The organism is Halomonas sp. KO116 (assembly GCF_000734975.2).
Classification (GTDB): domain Bacteria; phylum Pseudomonadota; class Gammaproteobacteria; order Pseudomonadales; family Halomonadaceae; genus Vreelandella; species Vreelandella glaciei.
This window is the reverse complement of the sequence record NZ_CP011052.1, coordinates 3,792,716-3,813,715: the sequence shown is the minus strand read 5'-3', so window position 1 is coordinate 3,813,715 and position 21,000 is coordinate 3,792,716. Positions and strand designations below refer to the sequence as shown.

Here is a 21,000-nt window from a genome sequence, read left to right as displayed (position 1 = left end):
TTAATTTTTACCATTTAACAAAAGGTTTCAGATCAGGTTTTGATTTCCATGCTGGTTCTGGTGGTGTGTAACCTGCTGCTGGATTGTATGGGGATGATTTGTGAATTGTGAGGTCTGGCAGATATCGTGGACAATTTGGAAATATGTCCCTTATTTCTATGAGAATTAAAATTTCATCTGGTTGACCAGACTTTTCATAATCGAGATGAGCATTTCCGTTTATTCGCAGCTTTTTTTTATCAGGGAAAAACTGAATAAATAATAGTCCAACCTTAGAGTTCTCCAAAATATTACCTAAACTTCTAAACATTCCGTTGCCATCATAATTTCTAAATCCAATTTTGTTTTTGCTATATATTTCTACGAATCCAGGGTTGCCACCTTTTATAGAACAATCGGGTTGTCCGTCAGCGGTAGTGGTAGCAAGAAAAAAGAACTCCGAATTTTTAATAATTTCCTTGTCTTCATAAGATAATTCACTATGTCGACGTGACGTCTTCAGCTTTTCAGCAAGTGGTTTAGTACCAAATTTTTGTTGAAGCATACTGCTTTTTTGAGAATAAAAACTCATAAATACTCCTTAGATCTATATCTTTTCTATTGAAAGGTAATTAGTTAATAAAGTTTAGCTTCTCGAATTATTTTTAATGCTATTTAAATTTTATTCATGGTATTAAAGCGGATCCTAGGTTTTTAAAGAGTTGATAAGAGATGGGTTTTAGTCTGTTTGATAATGTAAAAAATACGTTAATTTTTTATAACTGTCCTTTCCATAGTTTTTTAAAAAAATCTTTGTAAGAAGGGTGGCTGAAAATCACTTTGTCGCGAATATCGTGGTGAACTTCTTCAAGTCGGTCGATGGGTAACGATGGCAGCATATGGTGCTCGGCATGAAAGTTGTTGCTATTCGTAAACCATATAAGAAGAGGTGATGCGGATATGGTTCTCGTATTTGCGAAGACGTCGGTGGTATCTGTATTGCACTTGTAATGCTCTGGCAGCTCGATCATTGCATGAATTGGAGTTGCTACTAAAAGTAGAGGAATTATCCAGAGCCAAAGAATTGCCGAGCTATTCATTATGATTGATGCAGCAATTGATCCCGCAAGCAAGCCGAATATAATGCGATGATCGCGGCGAATCCTTTTGTTGACTCTAGGCGTATTGACTCCGTCGTCTTTGCCTATGAAAGATCGCAGCACGCCTTTGACGAATTCCACATAGTGTGCTGGCATGAGCAATCGATTAAGCCATACTCCAATATTTGCCGATAAACTACCTCCATATTGATCTCCATAATCAAAAAATTCAGTGTTTTGATGTGTTCCGAGATAGCGATGGTGTTTCAAATGACTTGCTTGATAGCTAGCATATGAAACTAACATTGGCGCGCCTAACAGTATTCCAATTGCTTCATGCGCAGCTTTATTTTTTAGACCTTGTCCATGTAATACTTGGTGTTGAATCTCAACTCCATGGGCAAACATTGCGCCTAGAAGAAGCATACCTAAAATTGCTATTATCAGGCTTTCACTCAGCGCTAAAAATCCGCCGATTAAAATAAGGCTCGCTCAAATTGTTGTTTTCATGCAGAAAACAGTTACGCTATGCTTCCCCTTGTAACGAGATGTTAGTTCGCGATGTGATATTGATTTTTCAATAGTCATAGCACTACCTCTCATTTGATAATGTTTAAGATATAATTTCTCTATATAGTTGTTTTTAAAGCTCCGAAAACTTCTGTTGCTATTTATAATGTGGGTATTCTGAGTGTCGTCCTAATGCACTTAATCCGATAATGAGGAACGCAAGGGCAGGGTAAAGTGCTATTACTACCGTGCCCGTTTTGTCTGCTATCCAACCTCCAATTAAAGGAATTATAAATGCGAGGCTAAAACCAATTAATGTCATTCCGGCGCTTAATCGGGTTACCGCAGTGCCATTCGCAATTTTTGGTGGAAGAGAAATGAGAAGGATAGTCTTAACGGTTGCCGCATAGCCCACTAACAAAGCCGACATCCACGACAGCCAACTGTCGAATATGATGAAACCTGACAAGCCTATTACCGCAGCAATACCAGATATGGCAATTGGCGCACGCTTACCAATCCAATGGGGAACGAGTAATAGGCAGAGTGAGGCGAGTAGGGGGGTAGTATTGTATGCCAGAAGCAATGCACTGAGAGCTTCTGACTCCCCTCTGGCGTTAAGCACTGATCCCGAATACGCATTGATAATGAAAAACGCCAAGACAGAGCTTCCAAGCAAGATACCGTATTGCCAAACGCGACGATCACGCAGGCTTGGAATGGATGTTACTGGAGATGGATTTTGCCTATCGGGGAGATTCGATGAATCGTCAGTATTTGCAGGCCTAGAGAGCAGTACGAGAATGGCTACTATTAGGATCGGAACGGCCCATAAGATAAGGGCTATTCGCCAGTCGAAATTAGCAAGTGGAAGAATAATGGGCCTTGTCAAACCTGCGGCCGAAAGCTCACCTGCCATCATCCCGTTGAGATAAACCGTGCTACCGAGAGCTAGATGAGTTGGGGTCCAAGTTCTCGTTGCTAGAGGTAATGCAGTTTGACACACCGCAATTCCCAAGCCCATTATCACAGAGGCGAAAAATAGCAATTCAGCCGATGGTACTTGCCCTCGTCCTACAGACGCGGCGCCAGCACATATTAACCCGCCGACGATTGCTACTCGAAGACCAAATTTCGTGATGATCCAGGCAGCAGGGATAGCTCCGAAAGCCACTGCAACTATGGGAAGCATTGTTAGTGCTCCTATACTAGCTTCTCCAAGCCCGAAACTGTTGGCGATATTTGTTGCCAGAGGTGGTGCCGTTAAAATAGGAACGCGAAGTGTCCAGCCAACCAACCACAAGATCGCTAGCATTCCATAAGGTGTATACGTAACAGCGTTTCTTGCAGTCTCTGTTCTCATAATGAACATAAACTCCTATCCAGTACGTTGTGATTAAGTCGAGTCCCTTTATTTGACCTTAAGCGAAAATAGTCCTCCGTAATAACGATTTTTTAGCCGAGCTGTGTCAGGAAAACTCACACAGAAATTAGACTTAATGGCCCGATTAAAATTTGATCTACTGGATATGGCTCTAGCTCAATGCTTTAGCTATAGCTCTGCTGAGGAACGGGGGCATCATAATAGTGTGAGCGGTCCGCATAATTCCAAGTGTTATATATTTATACTTTTTATTGAAACTGTTTCATAAAGATTTACATATTAAATGGCTAAGGGTTTTAAGTTGTGTTAAGGCTGTCAGCTAAATTTTTAGTGACATGGCTACGTTATTGCCGTAAATTGTATTACGACAGTTTTTTGATTCAATTAATGATCTACTTGCTATGCTGGAGAGGTGCTTGATGATGCTTTGATTTTGTTATAAGCGCTGTGAGCAGGATGCTGTCTCAATGTGCTCTGTAGAAATTAAAAGCTGAATCTCCCAAGTGATAATTTTTGGTTAAAAGGACTTTGAATAATCTTTTATATTGAATTTGAGGATGTTTATTATGGATAATATTAAACACTTAAGAGCAATAGAGGTTTTCGACAAGGTCGCTGAATATTCGAGTTTTAGCAAAGCCGCTGACGCGCTCAATATCACTCATGGGGCCGTTAGTAGACAGATAAAATTGCTTGAGGGGTCTCTGAATACAACACTTTTTTATCGCGTTCCTTATGGGGTGAAGTTAACTAAAGCGGGAGAACATCTTTATAATTCCACCCATTACGCATTTGCTATACTTCGAAACGGTGTTGATGAAGTAAATCGTTCACGTAACTCAAAGTCATTGAAAGTGTCTTTGCCTAGTGCCGTGGCCCTTAAATGGTTGGTTCCTCAGTTATCAAGTTTTCAATCCCTTTATCCTGATGTCACACTTTCTTTAGAAACAGATGATAAAGTGATAGATTTTGGAATGTCGGAAATCGATCTAGCTCTTCGCTTTGGAACACCAAGCTGGAATGGGGTGTACATCGAGAAAATTACGGACGAGGAGCTCATCGCAGTTGCTTCGCCGCGGTTAGTTGAAAATGAAAAAACGCCTATGTCACCTGAAGATATAATCCGCTTTCCGCTCCTTAGGGATGCATACAATCAAGGATGGGAGAAATGGGCTGAATTGGCGGGCATTAACCCTGGTCGGCTCAGTGTGCATAGTATTCAATACTTTGAGAGCGCAGTGCTAGTGGAAGCAGCTATAGAACAGCAAGGCGTTGCCTTGGCGCGAAGGCTTCTTGTGGAACGAGATATAGAAGCTGGTCGGCTTCTCCATCTTGATGAAATATCTGTGGCACTTGATCGCGGACTTTATTTCGTTTGCCGTTTTGGAGACCAGGATCGTCCAGTAGTGAGCGCCTTCAAGAAGTGGCTGCTTGCCAACCGCTAGTTGAATGCTGAAAAGTAAATTTGATATATAATATTTTTGCTTGACTTCCCTAAGAAACAACTGAGGAATAAGGTCATTGATGTGGTGAGTGTTCTACTGACCCTATCTATGACATGCTGCATCGCCTATGTGGGGATCTATGTCTTCAGCTTCGATAGCTCAAGTTTGTCTTCTGATATTGCCATTATTTCAGATTACATTGAGGGCCTTTATTGTAATAGATTAATACTGCGTTTCAAGGTCACCGATACACCTCTCTCAGATGTTAGCGTTTGGTATGGAAAAAGTTTTTACCCGCTGGCTTAAACGCCAATTGCAGCAACTCGGGGATGAGGTCGATCTCAATCACCTGAATCCGTGAGACCGGCCCCCAGGAATGCTTCTAACCTACTGAACTGCATGGCAATATAGCGAATATCGCCATTCACCCAGACAGTGCCATGCCCAACGTCAAGTTCCGCGCCAGTCGCCGCACCCTCACCAGCCACGCCGGGCTGTCCATCATCGGGCAATGCTTCGAGATCGCTGGCGTCGACAGCATCGACAGCCGCTTCCCCACCACGCTGGGCATGCGCACCAGTGACGTGATCAAGAGCTACCTGGGCCTGCTGTGTCTGGGCATGAGCGACTATGACGCTGTCGAGAACTTCCGCCGCGACAAGCCCTTCCAACAACTGCTGACCCTGCAGAAGGTGCCGAGCGCGGCGACGCTGCGACAGCGGCTGGAGAAACTTGCCGCCAACGACCTGCAGGCGCGCACCGCCACCTGGTCCACGACCCTGCTGTCACTGATCGAAGCACCGATCACCGCCGAGACGACGCACGTCTGCCTGGACATCGACACCTTCGTCATGGACAACAGCAACTCGAAGAAGGAAGGCGTCTCGCGGACCTACCAGAAGGTCGATGGCTACACACCGATCGCCGCCTATCTGGGCAACGAAGGGTGGTGCCTGGGTCTGGAACTGCGGCCTGGCAAGCAGCACACCATGAAGGAGAGCAACGCCTTCCTGGAGCGGGTGCTGCCTCGCACCCAAGGCCTGACCAAGCAACCGATCCTGTTACGCGAGGACAGCGGCTTCGACAGCCAGGCGCACCTGGCGCTTCTCGAACAGCAGCGCCAGGTCTTTGCCGACGAGGGGCGCCGGCTCGACTATGTCGTCAAATGGAACCCGCGCGGCTCGGCCACGGCTGATCGAGATACCTGGCTGGCGGTGGCGGCGGACTACTGGGAAGAGCTGCGTCCTGGCAAGCGCCAGGCGCTGTGGCTGCAGACCGTCTCGATCCACGACGACAACAAGACCGAATACGTCGTCCAACGCGTGATGCGCCTGGTAGAGCGCACCGCCGATCGCGATGGCCAGTTGCTGCTCGAACCGGACTATGAGTTGGAAGGCTGGTGGACCAGCCTGGACGAGGCGCCGGAGGCGGTGATCAAGCGCTACCAGGCGCATGCCACCCATGAGCAGTTTCACAGCGAGATCAAGACCGATCTCGACCTGGAGCGCTTGCCGTCCGGCAAGTTCGCCACCAACGATCTGATCCTGCATCTCGCCCAGTTGGCCTACAACATCCTGCGCCTGATGGGACAGCTGGGCATGACCGGCGAGCTGAGCCCGGTTCGCCACCCGGCCAAGCGGCGCCGGCTGCGCACCGTGCTACAAGAGCTGGTGCACCGTGCGGCTCTCGTGATTCACAAGGCACGGCAGATCATCCTCGACTTCGGGCAGGATATCGGGCGCATGACGGTGCTCAAGACGCTGCGGAGCCGACTGCGTTATCCACGAGGAACGCCATGCTGACCGTCAATCGGCGACACTCTATCCACAAGCAGTTCCAAGCGACACGCGATCGCCAGATATGTCGTGCCTGGCGGGTGGAAAGGCATGACAAAACGGGCCGTCAGCACCGATCAGCACGGTGGGTTTTGGCAATAACGGGCTTGCGAAAGCCAACTTGCACGGGGCGAATGATCAAAAAGTGCTCGCTGGCGGTGATAGGGAAAGTGTCGGCGCCGGCTTCACGGATTCAGGAATCAGCTCACCAGTTTGGTGGAGAACAAAGACAAGTTGGCAAAAAATTTAGAAAACTGGGCACAGCAAGAATATCAAGTAGGCATTCAGGATGGCGAAAAGCTGGGTATTGCTAAAGGCGAGAAGTAGGGAGGTGAGAAAGCAGTTTGTACTCTGCTCAAGCTGGGGTGCTTAGTGACGAGCAAATTGCTGAAGCGACAGGCTTGACGCTGGATGAAGTGGCTGCGCTGCGCATTGAAGGTAAGCTCTTCCCCGCTTTCATTTCCGTATTCCAGCTTTACGCATAAAACGAAAGGGCACTCCAAGTGACTGCCCTTTCTGTATTTGGATGCTGATTATGGCAGATATTTGCCATGCCATGAAAGAGCTTGATGTAATAGTTCATACTTAGTAATGAATAGCCTCTTTGACGTGAGTCAGTAGTGCCCCAAGTATTTGCAACAACTGCGGATACGCTCAATTTTTTTTGCACTACTGAGCCCATTCACCTTCTTTTCTAAGAACTCCTCTTACTAGCCCATGAGCCGAATATAAACCGTAATCGGCTCATAATATGAGCTGAATAGGCGGAGCAATCGGCTCATGTATATCTGGGAACTGCGCATCTGGTCGCATTTTGAGTGGGATGAATCCGTTCTTCTGCCTACGCTGGATGCACTGATCCAGTATGTTGTTCGTACCATTAAAAACGATTCAAGTACCTTAGTAGGGTGAGCCGCTGAGGCATGCCACTGAATCTGGTGCATTCTTAAACAATAAGCTGCCTGGCTCTACCAAAGCGCGAAGACTTTCGAGCTGCGGCCCTTGGCTGTTGTCGCATACCGTTTCCGGGTCTGGCCACCGGGTTTGCACTAGGCGCTGGGCCAGATCATCGAGTTGCGCTTGGGGAATGTGAAGGGGGAAGGGCTCGATAAGGTTACTCATCGTTTGATTCCTTGCACATGAGTATGGGCCAGTGTGTTGCGGACGGAAGCCCATTCCCGTGGGCCATAGCGATCGTTATCCAAGTTGAGCAGCTTGCCGCGGCCACTCATCATATCGCGCAGGTATTGCATGCCTTGCCAAGCGGGAAAGGGGTTTTTACTCGCAGGCGTTAGCGCGCGCACTACGCTGATAAGGGCGGACAGCGTCCCGATATTACCAGGGCGCAAGGTTCGGTAATGCTGCTGAGTCAGCTCCGTCAGAGTGTTGGCGATTTGCGCAGGTGACAGGCTGTTACCGGCAATGCGCAGAAAACGCGGCGTGTGAGAATCGAGCGCGGCATCAGCGGTAAAAGCGGCCACGTCGTCCTTAGCCGTGAAGTCAAGTGGCTGCTGCGCATCGCCAAAATGCAGCACTCGGCGCCCCGGCAGCACGATAGGGGCGTCGCCTTCCAGCAGCTCCAGAAACCCGCCGTTGAGAATGGAAGTAGCTTTGATGTCAGCCGCATCGAGCTTGTCGGCAAAGCGTCGGCGCAGGTCCATGTTGCGGTTGTCGCCGGGGCGGGTGCGGGTGTAGTCGAGTGAGTAATCCGATGGAATGAACCTGGGTACCCCGGCCGCTACCGTGGCCTCCAGCAGTCTACCTTGCTGCTCAATGATGACCTCCTCCAAGCCATTAAGCGTAGACACCACGCAACCCGAGCCGACAAGGGCATGGCGCAGGCCCTGAGCGTCATCCAGTGAAACGGCTTTGATCGTAATGCTGCTGTTGCGCAGGCCAGTTAACCGGGCTTGCTCAGTGCCTGGCCGAACCAGCGCTATCACATGGGCACCGCGCGCTGTCAGTGCCTGGACTACGCGGTACCCCAAATCTCCTGTAGCGCCGGCCACCGCAATGGGTAAAGCAGTTGTGTGATCCACGAAGCACCTATTGGTTAGTTGATTTGAGTGGGTAAAACGATGGCTATCCGTTTTTGATTTAACTGAACTGAACGTTACCGTTTAGTTGACGCACAAGCAAGACATTGGTAAGTTGCGAACCATGACGTTGACCAAGAGCAAGACCAAATCCAAAGGCGGCAGGCCCAAGCAGAGCCAAGCGGGCGAGGTGGAGCGTCGATTGCTGGATTCTGCGCTGAAGAACTTTTTGACCAATGGTTTCGAAGCCACCTCATGCGAAGCCATCGCCTACGATGCCAGTGCAAGCAAAGCCACCCTCTATGCCCGTTACGCCAATAAAGAAGCGCTATTCGAAGCGGTTGTACGGCGCCACGTCGCCACCTTGTTGGTGCCCGCCGAAGCAACTCCCTCGCTCCCGCTGAAAGGCCGCCTGCGGCATGTGGGGCAAGGTATTCTAGAGCACGCGCTGCAACCCCATACGTTGGCGATGATGCGCTTGGTCATAGCTACCTCTATCCGCGCCCCGGTTCTGGCTGCAGAAGTGAACCGCATTGGGTGGGAAGGGGGATTCGTTCGTGTCCGCTCGGCCATTTTGGCAGGTCCAGACCAACCGATGGACCCTGACGAGCTGGCCAGTCAATTCATCGACTTGGTGTTCGCTCCCCATCAGCTTCGAGCACTGTTAGGCGAAGATCGGGCGCAGCTGATTCGAGCCATTCCCGAGCGAGTGGAGTGGGGATTGAAGCTGGTTCAGGCTGCTGGTTTATTGCAAATCAAGGAAAATCACGAATAGGTTTGGCGTAAAGAAGGAAGCAGCCGCTGGCTCAAGATCAGGTTGTTCCTCAGCACTCAAGAGCGGGAAAACTAAGACGCGCCTAAAGGCATTTTTTTTATGAGTATCAAGGCTGTGAGCCTCTGCTGATACTGGTTAGCGTCATGACTCAAATGCCTTAACGGAAAATCACAAACAATAAATTGTCGGCGGGTGCCCGTGGGGCAAAAAGAGCCGCTCCGCTCAAGCCACTCTGTGCTTTACTATCTGCAACTGTTATTCACGGAGGAGTCACTCATGGCCATAGGCGGCTTGATAGGATTACTGGATGACATTGCCGCATTGGCGAAGTTGACCGCAGCATCACTGGACGATGTGAGTGCCGCCGCTGGGCGTGCGACGGCGAAGGCGGCCGGGGTGGTGGTGGATGATACGGCGGTGACGCCGCAATATCTGCAGGGGGTGGCAGCGGAGCGTGAACTGTCGCTTGTGAAGCAGATCGCGCTGGGCTCTATCCGCAACAAGCTGATTTTTATCCTGCCGGTGGCGCTGCTGCTGAATCACTTTTTGCCTGCGCTATTGCCGATCATCTTGATGATAGGCGGCACCTACCTGGCTTTTGAGGGCGCGGAGAAAGTCTGGCACAAGCTTTCCGGCAAGCATGACGACGAAAAGCCAGCGGTAGAGCAGGGGCCGGAAGCCGAGAAAAAGATCGTAAGTGGCGCCATTCGTACCGACCTGATTCTGTCTGCTGAAATCATGGTGATCGCGTTGGCCACAGTCTCCCATCAGGGATTCTGGTCACAGCTGGCTAGCCTGGTGGTGGTCGCGTTTTTCATCACTATTTTGGTGTATGGCGTGGTCGCGCTGTTGATCAGGATGGATGATATCGGCCTGAAGCTCGCCCAGCGGGATAGTTCGAGCATGCAGACCCTGGGCCGTGGTCTGGTGACGGCCATGCCCAAAGTGCTAGCGACCATTTCGGTCGTGGGCACCGTCGCCATGCTCTGGGTAGGTGGGCATATCCTGATGGTCAACCTGGGTGCCGATGGCACGGGTTGGTTCAACGCGCCCTATGAGTGGGTACACCATATTGAGCTAGGCATTAGCGAGGCCACCGGTGCCTTGGGCGGCACGCTGGGCTGGAGCTTCAATACGCTGTGCTCTGCGGTGATTGGCTTTTTGGTGGGCTCGGTAGTGGTGGGGGCGCTGCACCTCATTCCCACCAAGAAGGCGCATGCTGAATAGGTGCGCGCCGCGAAGTAAGTATCAGGCATCTAAATGCCCGCCATCAAGGCGGGCATTTTTGTGAGATAGGGGAGGGTATGTCCCGTGACCTTACTCTGCCAACGCCGCTGAATATTGCTGACCGGCGCTCGCCCAGGCAATGACAGCCAAGCCTAAAGCGATCAGCGAAAGGATGGCGCCCGCCCAGTTCGGAGAGGCCAAACCGAACCCGGCGGCAATCGTCGCGCCACCCACCCATGCGCCAATTGCATTACCCAGGTTGAACATACCGATGTTCACGGACGCTGCCATGGTGGGCGCGCCTGCTTGGCTGGCACGATCCATCACCAGTTTCTGGATCGGGGAGACGGTGGCGAAGCCAAAGGCGGCCATAAGGAAGACAGAGGCCGAGGCCACAACGCTGTTCCCAACGCCCAGCCAGAAGACGAAAAGTACCGCCGCCTGCGCGGCAAGGGTCACAAACAGCGTTCCGAAAAGTGAACGGTCAGCAAAGCGACCGCCTATCCAGTTACCAACCGCCAGACCCAGCCCGAACAGAACCATCAGTTTTGCCACACCGATGTCGGTAAAACCTGCCTCTTCGACCATCATTGGGGCGATGTAGGTAATAGAGGTAAAGAAGGCGGCAGGGCCGAAGACGGTAATGCCCATGGCGAGCAGCACCTGTGGGTCTGCGAAGGCACGTAGTTCGCTCTTCAAGGCGATGGCCTTGCCCGCTTTGATGGGAGGCACTAGCAGCGCGATGCTGATGACGGTGATAAGACCGATCCCGGCGATCAACCAAAACACTAGCCGCCAGCTGTAGGCTTGCGCGAGCCAGGTGCCAGCAGGAACGCCGAATAGGTTGGCCATCGTTAGCCCGGAGAACATGAAGGCGATGGCACTTGCTTGACGGTCTTTCGCGACCAGCGAGGCGGCGATGATGGAGCCCATGCCGAAGAAAGTGCCGTGGTTGAACGCCGTTAAAATACGGCCCGCCAGCGCGATGGGGAGCGTCGGCGCCACTGCCGTGATCACATTCCCTAGCGTGAAGATGAGAGCGAGGCTAATCAGCATCGTTTTACGTGGCACCTTGGCGCCTAGAATCGTCAGGATGGGCGCACCTACGAACACGCCTAACGCGTAGGTGGTGGCCATTAAACCTGACGTGGGTATATCGACGCCGAAGTCCCTGGCGATTTGGGGAAGGATGCCAGCGACGACGAATTCCGTCATTCCGATACCGAATGCGCCAATCGCTAACGCGAAAAGTGCTAATGGCATAATAGTGTCTCCGTATATGATATTTTCAATCGAATGTGGTTCGGCTATATTTATTTTATTGAAAATAATATTCGGAGTTAAAACGATAATGGTGCCGTCAGATAAAGAAACAGATGCTATTCGGCAGATAAAGCATCATCCGGCTGAACTTGATTCAATTGACCGAAAAATATTAGGCGCGCTCGCTGAAGATGCGTCGCGTAGCTACGCAGAACTCAGCAAAATCGTGCACCTCTCCGCCCCCGCTGTGCATGACCGTGTAAAAAGGCTTAAGCGTGATGGGGTCATCAAGGGCACCGTCGCCATTCTCGACGGCTGCAAGCTTGGCCGAACGCTGCTGACCTTCCTACTGGTTGATACCAGTAGCTACAGTGCCACGCGCAAATTACTGACCTTTGCCGATAGACCCGAAGTAGAAGAGCTGCACACCGTGGCAGGAGATGGCTGTGTGCTTATTAAAGTACGTGCGGCTAACACCGAATCGCTTGAGGACTTTCTGATGGAAATTCAAAGCCTGGAAGGGGTCAGGTCTGTTCGCAGCTACATTGCGCTTTCAACCTTCCTGGAAAGAGGCCCATCGCCAGATTAGGTAGCCCGCTCGATAGCATGATGGAAGGGGGCGGCGAGCCAGAAGGGATGCTCGCGTTTCCTTTTCTTTGTACTGCGAAATATAGGCGTCAGGCCTGCCGTTGCCGCAACACCATCACCCCTGCGAGTAAGATCATGCCCATACCTAACCAGGTCATGCCATCGGGCACTTCGCTGAATAGCAGGAAGCCCCATAGGCTGGCAAAGATGAGGTAGGCGTAATCAAAGGTGCCGATCAACGCTGAAGGGGCGATTTGATAGGCCCTGGCCACCCCGGTATTCACTATGATCAGCAGTAGGGCGTAGGCGCCCACGATCAATAACGCTTTGGCGTCTAGCGGTTGCCAACCGGCGAACAGGAATGGCGCGCGTTCGGCAAGTGTTGCTGTGCTGTTGATTGCGACCAGCACACTAAAGAGAGTGCCTGCCGTCAGGAAGGCTAGATTTAATCCCAGGGTGAGAAGTAAGGGGTGTTCTCTTTGGCAGTGGTGGCGAGTGACCAGCATGGCTAGCGCATAAAAGAGGGCGGCAAGCACGGGTAGCAGTGTGGCAGGGGTGAAGGCGTCGCCGCCAGGGCGCAACACCACCACCACGCCCAGGAAACCGCAGAGGATGCCCAGCCAGGCCTGGCGCGAAAGATGCTCGCCTGCCCCAAAAGCAGCCAGCACGGCAATAAATAGCGGCGTGGTGTAAATGGCTACCGCCGCCACCGAAAGCGGAATCAGCGGCAGTGCTGCGTAGTAGGCGATCCACATCAGCAACAGCAGCAGGCTTCTTATCGCCACCCAGCGGCGTGATTTTACCTTGGGGCGGGGACCTGAATGGCCAATGATCAACCCTAACAGTATCGGCAGCGATACTGATGACCCGATGACATAGAGTTGCCATAGCGACATACTGGCACTCATATACTTAACCAGAGCATCGGTCAACGCCAGCAGAAAGACAGCCCCCACGATAAGGCTTATGCCCTGTAGGATATTATCTTCGTGTTCAGGGGGAGCCTTCATTGCAGCGTTCCAGAGTTGAATTCCGCTCTAGAATGCCGCTGCCGCTAGCAGTGCTTCAAACGACTTCTGCGTCACCATGCATGAGCTCAGATTATGGATAACTTCATCAAGTCTCTTCCGCCGCTGGCGACGCTGCGCCCCTTCGAGGCTGCCGCCAGGCTTGAAAGCTTTTCGCGCGCGGCGGATGAGCTCCACCTGACCCAGGCGGCTATCAGCCGACAGATCCGTGCGCTGGAGGAAGATCTGGGCGTGATGCTTTTCGAGCGTCGTAATCGTGGGGTATTTCTTACCCGTGAGGGGCGTGAGTTTGGTCGTACGGTTTCCCAGGCGCTGGAAAGTATTGCCACGGGGGCTCAGGGGCTGCGTGGCGACCCGGACGATAAGCGCGTCGTAATGTTCTGCCAGTTATGCGAAGCGTTCTATTGGCTGATGCCACAGCTGGCTGACTTCAATCGTCGCTATCCTGAGATTGAGATACAGCTGGCGACCTCGACAAGGCCGATTACCGAATTTAGTGGCCGCTTCGACATTGCGCTGCAAACCAACGGTCGGCCCAGCGGCAGCCATCGATTGGTGTTTACCGCCGAGGACGAGATATTTCCCGTTTGCAGCCCAGCTTACCTGAGCGGTGCCTCCACGCCGATGAGTCTCAATGCGTTACTTAACCATCGACTGCTGCACCACCACGCGGAACCGCCGGATTGGCTGGAGTGGGATGGCTGGTTGCGTGCCATGGGGCACTTTGATATCGCAGCAGCGGAGAGTGCTGTGTTCGATAGTTATCCACTGCTACTGCAAGCGGCTGTCGCGGGGCACGGTGTCGCCTTGGGATGGCGGCGCACAACGCAACGCTTAATTGAAAATGGCGAACTGATCCGCCCGGTGACAGAGAGCTTACCCCAGCACGATGCCATCGCCCTATACACACGCCAGGGCGCGCCCCAACGCCCAGGCAGCGAAGCGTTATTGGGTTGGCTGCGTGAGGTGTTGGGTGAACAATAGCGCTAGGCTCTGTCTGAAAACTGGCTGCGCTCGACCCTACGGTGTTAACAATCGGCTCAACGCACTCATTTACACCACGTAAACTCGCACGCGAGTTCGATCCGTCTTTTCACCGTTTTTGTCTTGTTTGACCTTCGCACGCCGACTTTTCGTACAAAGCCTAAGGCGTCATTCAGAGACGCCCTCGCAGTTGTCGTGATACAGCGGAGCATCGGTGCCCAACGCTAGGTGCTTGGTGGCGCTATTGTAGTAGAAGTGGCCGGACTCGGCGCGTGAAAGTGCATAGTCGCCGCACACTCCATAGCCCTTGTTGACTTGCTTCAGGTGCGAGATTTCAGCGGGTGTCTGACTGTTGAGGCGTTCCGATATAGTCGCGGCGATGTGGGCATCACGCTGGAACTCGGAGTAGGCCTGGCTGCCGAATACTAGACCCGCAACGGCTAAAATGGCGACGACGGGAATCCATAGGTTATGCATAGCGTGTCCAGTGAGAGGATATAAAAGTGCATGAACTCGGTAGAAAAATTATTTAGCTGGATAATAACTTTTTGCCCAGCCAATTTCATTGGTTGGCGAGTAGTTGGTTGGCACAAGGATCCGCGCCAACCTTACGACACTAAATTGCTTTATGTAGTGGTTCACTGATTCCGGACACCCATCGCCCCAGCACGATGCTCATGAAAGCCCCCAGCGTCAGGTTAAGTGTTGCACCTACTGATATTCTTTCTTAAATTTTTATTAGGGAGTTAAAAGAGACACTTGGGTCTATCTATTTAGATGAACGTCGGCAAGCATATGAATTGCTGTTTCAATGGTTGTCAATTGACAACCATTGAAGGGGGCTTCATACTCAGAGGCAAATAATGACTCGTCCATCACATCCGAAAAAAGAGATCGAAACTGCCCTCAAACATGCGGAAGCGGAGGGCTGGCGAGTTGAAGTCGGCGGTAGTCACGCCTGGGGCAAGATTTACTGTCCCTATAATGATGATGAATGCCGCTGCGGTGAGTTTTGTATCGCGAGCGTGTGGAGTACACCGAAAAATCCCGGCAGCCACGCCCGGGCAATTCGGAGAGTGGTGGACAAGTGCTCGACCCACAAGCATCGAGACGAAGCGGAGCCGGAGGATTGAAGAATGGAATATGTTTTTACGCTGAAATACCAACTGGCTGATAGTGACTCCGACCTAGATGCGCTAGTGGAGCGTTTGGGGGCTGCCGGTTGCGATGATGCTCTGGTGGGCGTGGGGCAGCCGGGCCGCTTGGCGCTGGAATTCTCTCGTGAAGCGGGCAGCGCCGCGGAAGCGGTTCACAGTGCCCTGGTTGACGTAAAAAAAGCGATCCCTTCCGCGCGGCTGATCGAGGCTTCGCCGGATCTTGTTGGCCTGACGGATGTAGCAGACGTTGTGGGCGTATCCCGACAGGCAATGCGAAAGCTGATGCTCACCCACCGAGCGACGTTTCCTGTGCCGGTTCACGAAGGCAGTGCCTCAATCTGGCACCTGGCGGAGGTGCTTGACTGGTTGATGACCCGAGGGGGTTACCAAATTGATGTTGGCGTGCTGGAGATTGCGAAAGTAGCATTAGAAGTAAATATAGCCAAAGAGGCGATCCGCCATCCGGTTCGTAGCCGCGAGGAAATGGAGTTGCTGACCGCGTAGCCAACAGTTCAATAGTTTGGTGGAGAATAAAGACATATTGGCAGAAAATTTGGAAAATTGGGCACAGCAAGAACGCCAGGAAGGCGAAAAGCTGGGTATTGAAAAAACAGCTCGTAATCTGCTCAAGCTGGGAGTGCTGAGTGATGAGCAGATTGCTGAAGCGACAGGCTTGGCGTTAGATGAAGTGGCAAAGCTGCGCACTGAAGGTCAGCGCTGATCGATTGCCTTCTGACCTAAGCGGCAGCCCTTGAACCTGCTCAAACCTCCCGATCTCGTTCGTATCGCTCCACGTTTGGAAATGGCGGTAGCCAATGCTCGCGGCGAATATTCCAAAGCTCATACGTCGGTTTCAGTTGATTGGGTGAATCAAGGGCGCCAAGGTGTATTTCGATTTCTTCCTCGCTAACTGAAAAAACCGAAGAGCCACATACCGGACAAAAGTGGCGCCCCTGATAACTGTGCGGCTCGCCTTCGATAATGACAGCTTGCTTTGGGTAATCCGCCGCCGCGTAGAAAAGCGCCCCGTGATGCTTGCGGCAATCCATACAGTGGCAAATACCTACCCGGAGCGGCTCGCCATTGGCCACGATTCGGATCTTACCGCAGAGACAGCCACCTGTTAGTTGCTCCATTGCCAATCTCCAGAAGATTCATACGTTCAAAGTAGGTGGCACTTTCGGTTTTGTCTTGCTGCCGTATCGTATGTATTTGATGCCAGCAAACTGACGTAAATTGAACTGTTGCAGGAGTCGGATTTTCTCTGCGCTCCCGGAATCCAGTCGTATCGTGACTACAAGCAGGCGCGAGCCTTAAGCTGGTAAATCGTCTCCCCGTGATTCTTTAAAAAATAGATGTTTTGTGAACTAAAAGTACACAAAATTTGATGTTGTTAAAGAAATTCATGGCAGAGTATTTAGTTAAGCGCTAATTTGTGAACCATGAGTACACTTAAAGAAGAAAAGCTAAAGAAGGTGCTTGAAGCCATACCTTCAGGATTCATGGTCGACACCGCATGGCTTGAACGCCACGGTGTAAGCCGTTTCCTTGCTCGCAAATACGTCGATAACGGCTGGCTGGAGCGCGTTAACCGCGGCGTCTTTCGACGCCCCGCGCCGAATGCAATAACGTCGGCCACCATCGATTGGAAAACCTGCCTGCTCTCCATGCAGCATATAATGCGCTATGACATCCATGTCGGCGGTACAACGGCACTTGCCCAACAAGGCTACGACCACTATCTGCGTTTGGGTAGCAATGCCTCTGTCTGGGTATATGGCGCCGCCACACCCAACTGGCTAAGCAAACTGCCACTAAACGCAACAGTCGAGACCCGCAGCACCTCGCTATTCGCCGACCTATCACTTGGGTTGGCCAGGGACAACATCAACGCCGAAGACACGCTGCCATGGGACTGGACGCTTAAGATGTCGGCACCTGAACGGGCGATTATGGAAGCCATGGACGAGTTGCCCGACCATGAGAGTTTTCATAACCTTGATATGGTGTTCGAGAGCTTAACGACACTGCGGCCGAAAGTACTGTCGGCGTTGCTGCACAGTTGTAAGAAGATCAAGGTCAAGCGGTTGTTCTTTGTCTTTGCGGATCGCCATGACCACCCCTGGCGCAAGCGCCTCGATCCTGCAGAGTTCAATCTTGGGAGTGGCGACCGTGCACTGGTAAAAGGGGGGAAGATACATCCACTTTATCGGATTATGGTGCCTAAAGAGTTTGTAACGGCGGAGGCAGATGATGGCGCGTGAAACCTATGAAGCACAAGTCGCGCTCCTTGTGCGTATTCTTCCACATGTGGCTAAGGAAGATGTATTCGCGCTTAAGGGCGGCACGGCGATAAACCTGTTCTATCGTGATCTTCCGCGTTTGTCAGTCGATATCGACCTGACCTACCTGCCGGTGAAAGATCGAAACGATAGCCTTTCCGAGATCAACAACGCGATGGATCGCATTACGGGGGCCATTGAATGCGGTATCGTGGGTTCCAAAACACAACGTATAAAGGGCGGCGGCGGTGGTGCCACTCGTCTTCTTGCTCGCATGGGTGGTGTCGAGATCAAGATCGAAACCTCTCCAGTCACACGCGGTGTCGTTCATGAGCCTGAAACGCTTTCCGTCTCCGAAGCTGTTGAGGATGAGTTTGGCTATGCAGAGATGCAGATTGTCTCCTTCGAAGATCTGTTCGGCGGCAAGTTGCACGCAGCCGTCGATCGTCAGCATCCGCGCGATCTTTACGACGTAAAGATGCTCTACGATAACGAGGGCCTAACGGATAATCTGTTTCGCACCTTTCTGATCTATATCGCGAGTTCGTCGCGGCCCGCCCATGAGCTGCTGAATCCGAACCCAATCGACCTTGATAAGCCTTATACCCAAGAATTTGAGGGAATGACGAGAGCCTCAGTCAGCCTCGAAGAACTCTTGAACACACGTAAACGATTGGTTGCAGATATTCAGTCACGCTTCGATGAGAGCACCAAGCGATTCCTAATGAGCCTGCATGACGGTACGCCCGATTTTGATGCTATTGATCGCCCTCGGGCGGCGGATCTGCCTGCCGTACGCTGGAAGCTTATCAATCTGGAAAAACTGAAAAACGAAAATGCCGCCAAGCATGCTGAGCAACGGAGAAAGCTGGAAGTGTTGCTAGGGTAGGTAGATCGGAGCGGCGCCCTCGGTGTGATATGGAATGTGGGCATCACGCTTCACTATCTAAGTCGTTGATTAATGCATCCATCGAGAAATCGTCCACGAATTCATCAGCTCTAGCTTGTCTGGTACCTTGAGCTAGATGTGTACGTAGCGCCTCAAGTTTGCTTTTGCGTTTTTCCAAGCTAAGACTTGTTGACGTCATAGAATGCTTCCCGTGTTCAAAAGTAATAAATATGGATATGGCTGACAAGAAAGGCAAGAGGCCTAACTGGTGCGGTCTACTGAGCATTTCTACTGTTTAACCCACTCTTCTTTACCAACAAGTCCGCTGATGAGCCCACGAGCCGAATAGAAGCCATAATCGGCTCATAATATGAGCTGAATGGGCCGGGCGATCATCTAATGTATGTCTGGGAACAGCGACACTGGCCTGGGACGAATCTGTTTCTCTACAATTAATTGGAAAGAACATTCTGCTGCTATTGCTGTGGGTTTCTGTGTCGTCGACTACTGATTGAATCGCCCTGGGTTTCGTAGACACCTCCAGGCCTTATACTGGACTGCCCTGTGTTCTCCTAAGAACACCTGAGCTGGGGTTCGGAATCCTAGCCGCTTTCTTGGTCTATCGTTCAGCTTATTGACGACGCTTCGTAGCTCTGTATCGGACACGTTTCGGAAGTCAGTCCCTTTTGGGAAATATTGGCGCATCAGTCCATTGGTGTTTTCGTTGGTACCACGTTGGCATGAGCGTTACAGGTCGCAAAAAGAGGTCTTGGCCGAGACGGCCTTGGCCACTTGCCTGTGCTCCGCGAATTCCGACTCGTTATCTAAAGTAATGGTATGCACTGCCCCTCGGCGTGATGCGCCATTGAGCCGCCCTAGGTGTCGGAGCCTTCTGGATCCAGCGTAGCTTTTCCTTGATCACCCAGGCATCGGCAGTGGCGCTCTGATCAGCCGCTAACGCCTGGAGCGCCGCTAGCTGTTTGGGTGTCAGGTTCTCGTTGTCCACAGTAGTGCCCAGCGCAGCGACTTGGGGTGTCCTTGCTCACGGCGCTCTTTCTTGCGTACATCGTCCAGCCGCTTGGTGAAGGTCTGCACAATATGGAACCAGTCGACCGTGACCTCGGCCTGGGGAAGGTACTCGGTCACGCCGCTGAGGAAGGCTGGCGACTACGCGCGGTAGAGACCATCGACTTCATGACCGCCCGCTGGGCGCACCTGCCCTATGAGCTACTGGAGAAAGTTTTCAACCGGTTATCAATGAGTTGGAGGGGTTCGCGGATGATTTATGACGTTAGTAGGTTCGTTCATGATAATGAAGTCAATACGGGCAAAGGTCTCCGCTTGCTGCCTAGGATAGAGCACTGGATCCGAGGCGATGTCGTCTCAGAATTCGGAAAAAAAGCATCTTAAGCCAGACCGGAATCCCGGGCAGGGCATGACATTAGCTACAAGCTTCCCTGTAGAGCAGGAGCTGTATTTAAGATTAAAGGCCATTGTGGAGGCATCAATGTCAACTCAATGGCTTTCTTTCATAACGCTCTCCACAAACTTGGCGAATAAACGTGCCTTGGCTGTGGCAAGGCGTCCCGTGGGAAATACTGCCCATAGGTCAGTGTCAGGCAGCGACCAACTCTCCAGCAGGCGGAGCACACGATTATTGGCCAGCTCAGGAGCGAACATCCAGTCCGAGGCAATGGTTAGACCCATATCAGCGAGCACGGCGGCGCGGATACCTTCAGCGGCGCTGAAGCGTGCTCGTCCATGGATCATAACGGATACCTCGGTCCCCTCGCGACGGAACTTCCACACGTTGTCCAATTGGGTGTAGACGATCGTTTCGTGGTCGGCCAGATCGGCGGGAACCTGCGGTCTCCCCTTTTGCGTCAAGTATTCGGCAGTCGCCAGCACCGAGCAGCGCGAAGAGGCCAGTTTGCGCGCCACGGCGCAGGTATCGGCCAGCTTTCCCAGTCTCAACGAGATGTCGATCCCTTCAGCGATCAGATCAATCATCCGGTCGTCCAGCACCACGTCCACGTCGAGTCCGGGATGTGCCTCAAGGAATTGTGGCAAGTGAGGAATGACATGCAGGCGCGCGAAGGTGGGGGCGGCCGAGATTCGCAGCCGACCGGATAGTCCCCCACCAGCGCCCCGCGCGGCCAGTTCGGCCTCGTCCGCTTCTTGTATCGCCAGGCGCGCCCGTTCGTAGAAGCGCAAACCCGCTTCGGTCGGCGTCAGCCCGTGCGTAGAGCGCAGCAAGAGCTTCACGTTCAGCCGCTGCTCCAGCTGAGCCACGGTTTTGGACACCGCCGGCTGCCCAACGCCAAGCACGCGGGCAGCGCCTGAAAAAGAACCGGCTTCTAGCACACGCACGAAGACGATCATTGCCTGCAATCGATCCATGTAATTCCTGGTAGGAATAAATGTTATCACCGAATCATATCTGCCATTCCGTCAAGGGGGCAACCATAATTCGATCAACAGCCTGGCGCGCTGGATATCCCAAAAAAACCTATCACTT

At 52.0% G+C, this 21,000-nt stretch carries 25 protein-coding genes and 2 pseudogenes; 13 read left to right on the top strand and 14 right to left on the bottom strand.

Going from position 1 to position 21,000, the window contains the following annotated elements; genetic code table 11:
- Positions 1-7: 7 nt before the first annotated feature.
- The 3 genes from KO116_RS17395 to KO116_RS17385 form a co-directional block, all read right to left on the bottom strand.
- A complete protein-coding gene (locus KO116_RS17395) occupies positions 8-571 on the bottom strand; it encodes a pyridoxamine 5'-phosphate oxidase family protein (protein WP_035564336.1) in 564 nt (187 codons plus the stop codon).
- A 184-nt stretch (positions 572-755) separates the two neighbouring features.
- Positions 756-1,505: a fatty acid desaturase family protein gene (locus tag KO116_RS24770; RefSeq protein ID WP_082072636.1), complete on the bottom strand. Its 750-nt coding sequence runs from the start codon at positions 1,503-1,505 to the stop codon at positions 756-758.
- A 241-nt stretch (positions 1,506-1,746) separates the two neighbouring features.
- On the bottom strand, positions 1,747-2,952 hold the full coding sequence (locus KO116_RS17385; protein WP_158414220.1) for an MFS transporter: 1,206 nt from the start codon (positions 2,950-2,952) through the stop codon (positions 1,747-1,749).
- Positions 2,953-3,539: 587 nt separating this feature from the next.
- On the opposite strand from KO116_RS17385, the gene KO116_RS17380 reads away from it, so the two are divergent.
- From KO116_RS17380 to KO116_RS25330, 3 genes are all read left to right on the top strand, one after another.
- Positions 3,540-4,418: a LysR substrate-binding domain-containing protein gene (locus KO116_RS17380; protein WP_035564334.1), complete on the top strand. Its 879-nt coding sequence runs from the start codon at positions 3,540-3,542 to the stop codon at positions 4,416-4,418.
- A 440-nt stretch (positions 4,419-4,858) separates the two neighbouring features.
- The gene (locus KO116_RS17375) at positions 4,859-6,220 is read left to right on the top strand and encodes an IS1380 family transposase (RefSeq protein WP_045812073.1); all 1,362 of its coding nucleotides are present in this window, start codon (positions 4,859-4,861) and stop codon (positions 6,218-6,220) included.
- A gap of 377 nt (positions 6,221-6,597) precedes the next feature.
- Positions 6,598-6,738: a hypothetical protein gene (locus tag KO116_RS25330; protein WP_158414219.1), complete on the top strand. Its 141-nt coding sequence runs from the start codon at positions 6,598-6,600 to the stop codon at positions 6,736-6,738.
- A 415-nt stretch (positions 6,739-7,153) separates the two neighbouring features.
- Here the strand turns inward: KO116_RS25330 and KO116_RS17370 are convergent, their stop codons facing one another.
- Both KO116_RS17370 and KO116_RS17365 read right to left on the bottom strand, forming a co-directional pair.
- A complete protein-coding gene (locus KO116_RS17370) occupies positions 7,154-7,375 on the bottom strand; it encodes an epoxide hydrolase N-terminal domain-containing protein (RefSeq protein WP_035563709.1) in 222 nt (73 codons plus the stop codon).
- Entirely contained in the window at positions 7,372-8,292 is a 921-nt protein-coding gene (locus tag KO116_RS17365) for an NmrA family NAD(P)-binding protein (RefSeq protein WP_035563712.1), read from the bottom strand. Before KO116_RS17365 ends, KO116_RS17370 begins: the two co-directional genes overlap by 4 nt.
- Before the next feature lie 121 nt (positions 8,293-8,413).
- Here KO116_RS17365 and KO116_RS17360 point away from each other — a divergent pair, with 121 nt between their 5' ends.
- Together KO116_RS17360 and KO116_RS17355 are read left to right on the top strand one after the other, a co-directional pair.
- Positions 8,414-9,064: a TetR/AcrR family transcriptional regulator gene (locus KO116_RS17360; protein ID WP_035563715.1), complete on the top strand. Its 651-nt coding sequence runs from the start codon at positions 8,414-8,416 to the stop codon at positions 9,062-9,064.
- A 276-nt stretch (positions 9,065-9,340) separates the two neighbouring features.
- Positions 9,341-10,291: a DUF808 domain-containing protein gene (locus tag KO116_RS17355; RefSeq protein ID WP_035563717.1), complete on the top strand. Its 951-nt coding sequence runs from the start codon at positions 9,341-9,343 to the stop codon at positions 10,289-10,291.
- A 90-nt stretch (positions 10,292-10,381) separates the two neighbouring features.
- Here KO116_RS17355 and KO116_RS17350 read toward each other — a convergent pair whose 3' ends face one another.
- The gene (locus KO116_RS17350) at positions 10,382-11,554 is read right to left on the bottom strand and encodes an MFS transporter (RefSeq protein WP_035563720.1); all 1,173 of its coding nucleotides are present in this window, start codon (positions 11,552-11,554) and stop codon (positions 10,382-10,384) included.
- An 88-nt stretch (positions 11,555-11,642) separates the two neighbouring features.
- On the opposite strand from KO116_RS17350, the gene KO116_RS17345 reads away from it, so the two are divergent.
- Entirely contained in the window at positions 11,643-12,143 is a 501-nt protein-coding gene (locus KO116_RS17345; protein WP_035563724.1) for an Lrp/AsnC family transcriptional regulator, read from the top strand.
- A gap of 88 nt (positions 12,144-12,231) precedes the next feature.
- On the opposite strand, the gene KO116_RS17340 is transcribed toward KO116_RS17345, so the two are convergent.
- Positions 12,232-13,152, bottom strand: a complete 921-nt coding sequence (locus tag KO116_RS17340; RefSeq protein WP_035563726.1) for a DMT family transporter — start codon at positions 13,150-13,152, stop codon at positions 12,232-12,234.
- 93 nt (positions 13,153-13,245) lie between these two features.
- Between KO116_RS17340 and KO116_RS17335 the strand changes: the two genes are divergently transcribed.
- Positions 13,246-14,154 (top strand): LysR substrate-binding domain-containing protein, encoded by a 909-nt coding sequence (locus KO116_RS17335; RefSeq protein ID WP_035563729.1) that lies wholly within the window; start codon positions 13,246-13,248, stop codon positions 14,152-14,154.
- Positions 14,155-14,322: 168 nt separating this feature from the next.
- Here KO116_RS17335 and KO116_RS17330 read toward each other — a convergent pair whose 3' ends face one another.
- On the bottom strand, positions 14,323-14,631 hold the full coding sequence (locus KO116_RS17330) for a hypothetical protein (RefSeq protein WP_035563731.1): 309 nt from the start codon (positions 14,629-14,631) through the stop codon (positions 14,323-14,325).
- Between the two features lie 386 nt (positions 14,632-15,017).
- On the opposite strand from KO116_RS17330, the gene KO116_RS24765 reads away from it, so the two are divergent.
- From KO116_RS24765 to KO116_RS17320, 3 genes are read left to right on the top strand one after another with little or no spacing between them, the layout of a single operon-like run.
- Complete coding sequence (locus KO116_RS24765) at positions 15,018-15,287, top strand: hypothetical protein (protein ID WP_082072634.1); 270 nt, start codon at positions 15,018-15,020, stop codon at positions 15,285-15,287.
- 3 nt (positions 15,288-15,290) lie between these two features.
- Positions 15,291-15,815: a helix-turn-helix transcriptional regulator gene (locus tag KO116_RS17325; RefSeq protein ID WP_035563734.1), complete on the top strand. Its 525-nt coding sequence runs from the start codon at positions 15,291-15,293 to the stop codon at positions 15,813-15,815.
- 37 nt (positions 15,816-15,852) lie between these two features.
- Positions 15,853-16,032: a hypothetical protein gene (locus KO116_RS17320; RefSeq protein WP_235272417.1), complete on the top strand. Its 180-nt coding sequence runs from the start codon at positions 15,853-15,855 to the stop codon at positions 16,030-16,032.
- A gap of 40 nt (positions 16,033-16,072) precedes the next feature.
- Here KO116_RS17320 and KO116_RS17315 read toward each other — a convergent pair whose 3' ends face one another.
- Complete coding sequence (locus KO116_RS17315; RefSeq protein ID WP_035563736.1) at positions 16,073-16,447, bottom strand: GFA family protein; 375 nt, start codon at positions 16,445-16,447, stop codon at positions 16,073-16,075.
- A 306-nt stretch (positions 16,448-16,753) separates the two neighbouring features.
- On the opposite strand from KO116_RS17315, the gene KO116_RS17310 reads away from it, so the two are divergent.
- Together KO116_RS17310 and KO116_RS17305 are read left to right on the top strand one after the other, a co-directional pair.
- Positions 16,754-17,575, top strand: a complete 822-nt coding sequence (locus tag KO116_RS17310; RefSeq protein ID WP_035563738.1) for a type IV toxin-antitoxin system AbiEi family antitoxin domain-containing protein — start codon at positions 16,754-16,756, stop codon at positions 17,573-17,575.
- Positions 17,565-18,482, top strand: coding sequence for a nucleotidyl transferase AbiEii/AbiGii toxin family protein (locus tag KO116_RS17305; protein WP_035563741.1), 918 nt, complete (start codon positions 17,565-17,567; stop codon positions 18,480-18,482). Before KO116_RS17310 ends, KO116_RS17305 begins: the two co-directional genes overlap by 11 nt.
- Positions 18,483-18,525: 43 nt before the next feature.
- Here KO116_RS17305 and KO116_RS26340 read toward each other — a convergent pair whose 3' ends face one another.
- The 4 genes and pseudogenes from KO116_RS26340 to KO116_RS26100 form a co-directional block, all read right to left on the bottom strand.
- The gene (locus tag KO116_RS26340) at positions 18,526-18,681 is read right to left on the bottom strand and encodes a type II toxin-antitoxin system ParD family antitoxin (protein ID WP_442905768.1); all 156 of its coding nucleotides are present in this window, start codon (positions 18,679-18,681) and stop codon (positions 18,526-18,528) included.
- A gap of 305 nt (positions 18,682-18,986) precedes the next feature.
- Positions 18,987-19,337: pseudogene (locus KO116_RS25910) on the bottom strand (IS30 family transposase); the annotation flags it as partial.
- Entirely contained in the window at positions 19,303-19,488 is a 186-nt protein-coding gene (locus KO116_RS26335; protein ID WP_052703797.1) for a transposase, read from the bottom strand. The pseudogene KO116_RS25910 and the gene KO116_RS26335, both read right to left, overlap by 35 nt.
- Positions 19,470-19,628 (bottom strand): transposase, encoded by a 159-nt coding sequence (locus tag KO116_RS26100; RefSeq protein ID WP_082072633.1) that lies wholly within the window; start codon positions 19,626-19,628, stop codon positions 19,470-19,472. Before KO116_RS26100 ends, KO116_RS26335 begins: the two co-directional genes overlap by 19 nt.
- Positions 19,629-19,646: 18 nt before the next feature.
- Here KO116_RS26100 and KO116_RS25905 point away from each other — a divergent pair.
- A pseudogene (locus KO116_RS25905) lies at positions 19,647-19,778 on the top strand (GMP synthase (glutamine-hydrolyzing)); the annotation flags it as partial.
- A gap of 219 nt (positions 19,779-19,997) precedes the next feature.
- Here KO116_RS25905 and KO116_RS17290 read toward each other — a convergent pair.
- Positions 19,998-20,882, bottom strand: coding sequence for a LysR family transcriptional regulator (locus KO116_RS17290; RefSeq protein WP_035563744.1), 885 nt, complete (start codon positions 20,880-20,882; stop codon positions 19,998-20,000).
- Between the last annotated feature and the right edge of the window lie 118 nt (positions 20,883-21,000).